Origin of the sequence: Mycobacterium sp., assembly GCF_035603715.1 — a bacterium.
Lineage (GTDB): Bacteria > Actinomycetota > Actinomycetes > Mycobacteriales > Mycobacteriaceae > Mycobacterium.
In genome coordinates this window covers 1-3,585 of record NZ_DATNJW010000377.1, presented here as the reverse complement: position 1 = coordinate 3,585, position 3,585 = coordinate 1, and the positions used below count along the sequence as shown (strand labels likewise).

Genomic DNA, 3,585 nt, shown 5'->3' with positions numbered 1-3,585 from the left:
CACGTCACCGCTGCCCTGAACAAAGACGTCGGTGGCCTCGCGGCCCGACCCGGGACGCAGTTTGACGTGCTCACCGACCAGCTTGTGGATGAAGTCGAGACCCGCTTGGGGGTCGTGGCCGCCCACACTCTTGACCACGTAGGGCGCAAGCAGATTCCATTTCGCCGATCCCGAACTCAGCGGGCTCGGCGTGATGACCTCCACGCCGGGCCGCAGCAGGTCGTCCCAGTCCTTGATGTTCTTCGGATTCCCGGGACGCACCACCAGCGTCACCACCGATCCGAAGGGGACGCCTTTGGTGGCGTCTTTGTCCCAGTCCTTGGAAACTTTGCCCGCCTTGACGAGTCGCGCGACATCGGGCTCGACCGAGAAGTTGACGACATCGGCGGGCTTGCCGTCGACGACGCCGCGTGACTGGTCACCCGATGCGCCGTACGAGGCGATCACCTGGACGCCCTTGCCCTCCGGCGAAGCGTTGAACGCCGGAATGACTTTGCTCCAGCCGGGTTCAGGTACTGAGTAGGCGACCAGCGTGATGCTGGTGTGCCCATCGCCCGAGTTGCCGCCGCCGACGACATCGCTGGCGCCACCGTGACACGCCGCGATCAAGCTCGCGGCGAGGGTCAGCGCGGCGGCATGCCGCCACCACCCCACGGCATTTCGGATGTCGTCGAACAATGGTCGACCTTTCGACAATGGGCTTGACGGCTGACAAATCCCGTCGCGAAGGAAAAGGCGAGTTTCAGCGCGCGGGCAGAAGATCAGCGACAACAGTGCACGTCAGCAACGGCGTAATCGCCTACGGCAATGAGCGCCAAGACATGGCACTCGGTGTTGCCGGATGCTGCAAGCATGGCCGAAGCCTAACAGAATCCACCAGACCCGCAGCCGAAGCTCGTGCAGGTCAGCGAGTCAGCAACCACGCGACGATCACCAGCACAACCAAGGCGATCAGCACCAAGCTGACCTGAGAGCGCGGCATACCCGCCTTTCGGTTCATCCGGGCTCGTCACCGTTATGACGGAGACGCCGCATCACCTGGATACCGCGACCCAACATCGCGTCCAGTCCCGCCGCGATGGCGTAGGCCAACAGCAGGACAACCGGCATCACCACGATGGACTGAAACACGAACCCCAGCCCGGACAGCCACAACTCGACGCCGTCCCACCAGCCGAGAAATCCGTTCACCGGGCTCACCCTAATTCCGCTTGGGTGCGAAGCCAACACGCGGCCCGTGGATCAGCTGAATCTGCTGACCCTGTCCATCATCGCGCCGGCGATGTCGGTGGCGCTGGTGTCCGGATTGCCCGTACCCGGATCGGATGGCCGCCGATCGCCGAAGAACACGACCTCGACTTCGACGATGCAGTTCAACCGGACACCGATCGCCCGCGACTGCGGGGTGGGCTGCAGGGCCGGCATGTTGGGGAGCGTCGCGGTCGCGGTATTGGTCGCTGCGACAACGGAATCAGCGACGTGGACGTCGCCGATCACGGTCGTCGTGCTGATCGGGCCGGTCTGATCGGTGGTCGTCTTGCCGGCGCATTGCTGCCACTGCGGGGGGAACTTCGCGAACAGCTCTTGAGCTTGCGCGGCCGAGGGCAGCGCGACAACGCCCTCCATCACGCTGATCACCTGGGCCGGGTCGCCGTCGTTCCACCACGACTCCGAGGCGACGGTCTGGACCTGGGCGGACCCGTAGACGCTCTGCTGCAGCATCGCCGTCACACCCAGGCACTCGGCCGACTCCGGGGGCGCGTCTCGCTGGTCGAGCTTGTCGGGGCCGCCGAACTGCGCGGGTTGACGTGCGACGAAAGGCTGGCCGAGCATCCGTGCCAGCGCGCGGTCGCTGAGCAGCACCTTCTTGACGATCTGGCCGGACAGCGGTCGCGGCTTCAGGTTTGGCGCCGGCTTAGCCGTCCCGTCGACAACCGGACCGCAGCCCACCGCGAGTGCGGCGATCGCCGCGCACACCGTGGCCAGTCCGACTGCCCGCATGGCTATTTCTTGCTGCCTTTGTCCCCCGCGGCGTCCGTGGACAGTGCGGCGACGAACGCCTCCTGCGGCACGTCCACGCGGCCGATGGTCTTCATCCGCTTCTTGCCTTCCTTCTGCTTCTCCAGCAGTTTGCGCTTGCGGGTGATGTCACCGCCGTAGCACTTGGACAACACGTCTTTGCGGATCGCGCGAATGTTTTCGCGCGCAATGATTTTGGATCCGATCGCGGCCTGCACCGGCACCTCGAACTGCTGACGCGGAATCAGCTCTTTGAGCCTGGTGGTCATCTTGTTGCCGTAGGCCGCGGCGTTGTCCTTGTGCACGATGGCGCTGAACGCGTCGACGGCCTCACCCTGCAACAGGATGTCGACCTTGACCAGTGCGGCTTCCTGCTCGCCGGCTTCTTCGTAATCGAGGCTGGCGTAGCCGCGGGTGCGGGATTTCAGCGAGTCGAAGAAGTCGAAGATGATCTCGCCCAAGGGCATGGTGTAACGCAGCTCGACCCGTTCCGGTGACAGGTAGTCCATACCGCCGAGTTCGCCGCGCCGGGACTGGCAGAGCTCCATGATCGTGCCGATGAATTCGCTGGGCGCGATGATCGTGGTCTTGACGATGGGCTCATACACGGCGCGGACCTTGCCTTCGGGCCAGTCCGACGGGTTGGTGACGACGAGCTCGGAGTTGTCTTCCTTCTCCACTCGGTAGACCACGTTGGGCGAGGTCGAGATGAGGTCGAGGTCGAATTCACGTTCCAGGCGTTCGCGGGTGATCTCCATGTGCAGCAGACCGAGGAATCCGCACCGGTAGCCGAAGCCCAGCGCCACCGATGTCTCCGGTTCGTAGGTGAGGGCGGCGTCGTTCAGCTGCAGCTTGTCCAGCGCATCGCGCAGGTTCGGGTAGTCGGATCCGTCCACGGGATACAGACCCGAGTAGACCATCGGCTTAGGTTCGCGATATCCGGTCAGCGCCTCCTTCGCGCCGTGGCGCGCGGTGGTCACGGTGTCACCGACCTTCGATTGGCGGACATCCTTCACGCCGGTGATGAGGTAGCCGACCTCCCCGACGCCGAGCCCGTCGGAGGCCTTCGGCTCGGGAGAGACGATGCCGACCTCGAGCAGTTCGTGGGTGGCGCCGGTGGACATCATCGCGATGCGTTCGCGTGGGACGATCCTGCCGTCGATGACACGCACGTAGGTCACCACGCCGCGGTAGATGTCGTAGACGGAGTCGAAAATCATTGCGCGGGTGGGCGCTTGCGGATCCCCGGTGGGCGGCGGAACTTCGCGCACCACGTGGTCGAGCAGGTCGGTGACGCCAGCCCCGGTCTTGCCCGACACACGCAGGACGTCGCTCGGCTCGCACCCGATGATGTGGGCGATCTCGCCGGCGTAGCGGTCGGGGTCGGCGGCGGGCAGGTCGATCTTGTTGAGCACCGGAATGATGTGCAGGTCGCGGTCGAGCGCCAGATACAGGTTGGCCAGCGTCTGCGCATCGATGCCCTGCGCGGCGTCGACCAGCAGAACCGCGCCCTCGCAGGCCTCCAGCGCGCGCGACACCTCGTAGGTGAAGTCGACGTGGCCCGGA

General features: G+C 65.1%; 5 protein-coding genes. All 5 read right to left on the bottom strand.

Going from position 1 to position 3,585, the window contains the following annotated elements; all coding sequences use genetic code 11:
- Positions 1-654: substrate-binding domain-containing protein (locus tag VN856_RS15675; protein WP_325690591.1), on the bottom strand; the 654-nt coding region annotated here is incomplete at its 3' end.
- A 107-nt stretch (positions 655-761) separates the two neighbouring features.
- Positions 762-854 (bottom strand): Ms4533A family Cys-rich leader peptide, encoded by a 93-nt coding sequence (locus tag VN856_RS28895; RefSeq protein WP_414686969.1) that lies wholly within the window; start codon positions 852-854, stop codon positions 762-764.
- Between the two features lie 142 nt (positions 855-996).
- The gene (locus VN856_RS15670; RefSeq protein WP_325690589.1) at positions 997-1,200 is read right to left on the bottom strand and encodes a hypothetical protein; all 204 of its coding nucleotides are present in this window, start codon (positions 1,198-1,200) and stop codon (positions 997-999) included.
- A 42-nt stretch (positions 1,201-1,242) separates the two neighbouring features.
- Complete coding sequence (locus VN856_RS15665; RefSeq protein WP_325690587.1) at positions 1,243-2,001, bottom strand: sensor domain-containing protein; 759 nt, start codon at positions 1,999-2,001, stop codon at positions 1,243-1,245.
- A gap of 2 nt (positions 2,002-2,003) precedes the next feature.
- Positions 2,004-3,585: translation elongation factor 4 (lepA, locus tag VN856_RS15660; protein ID WP_325690585.1), on the bottom strand; the 1,582-nt coding region annotated here is incomplete at its 5' end.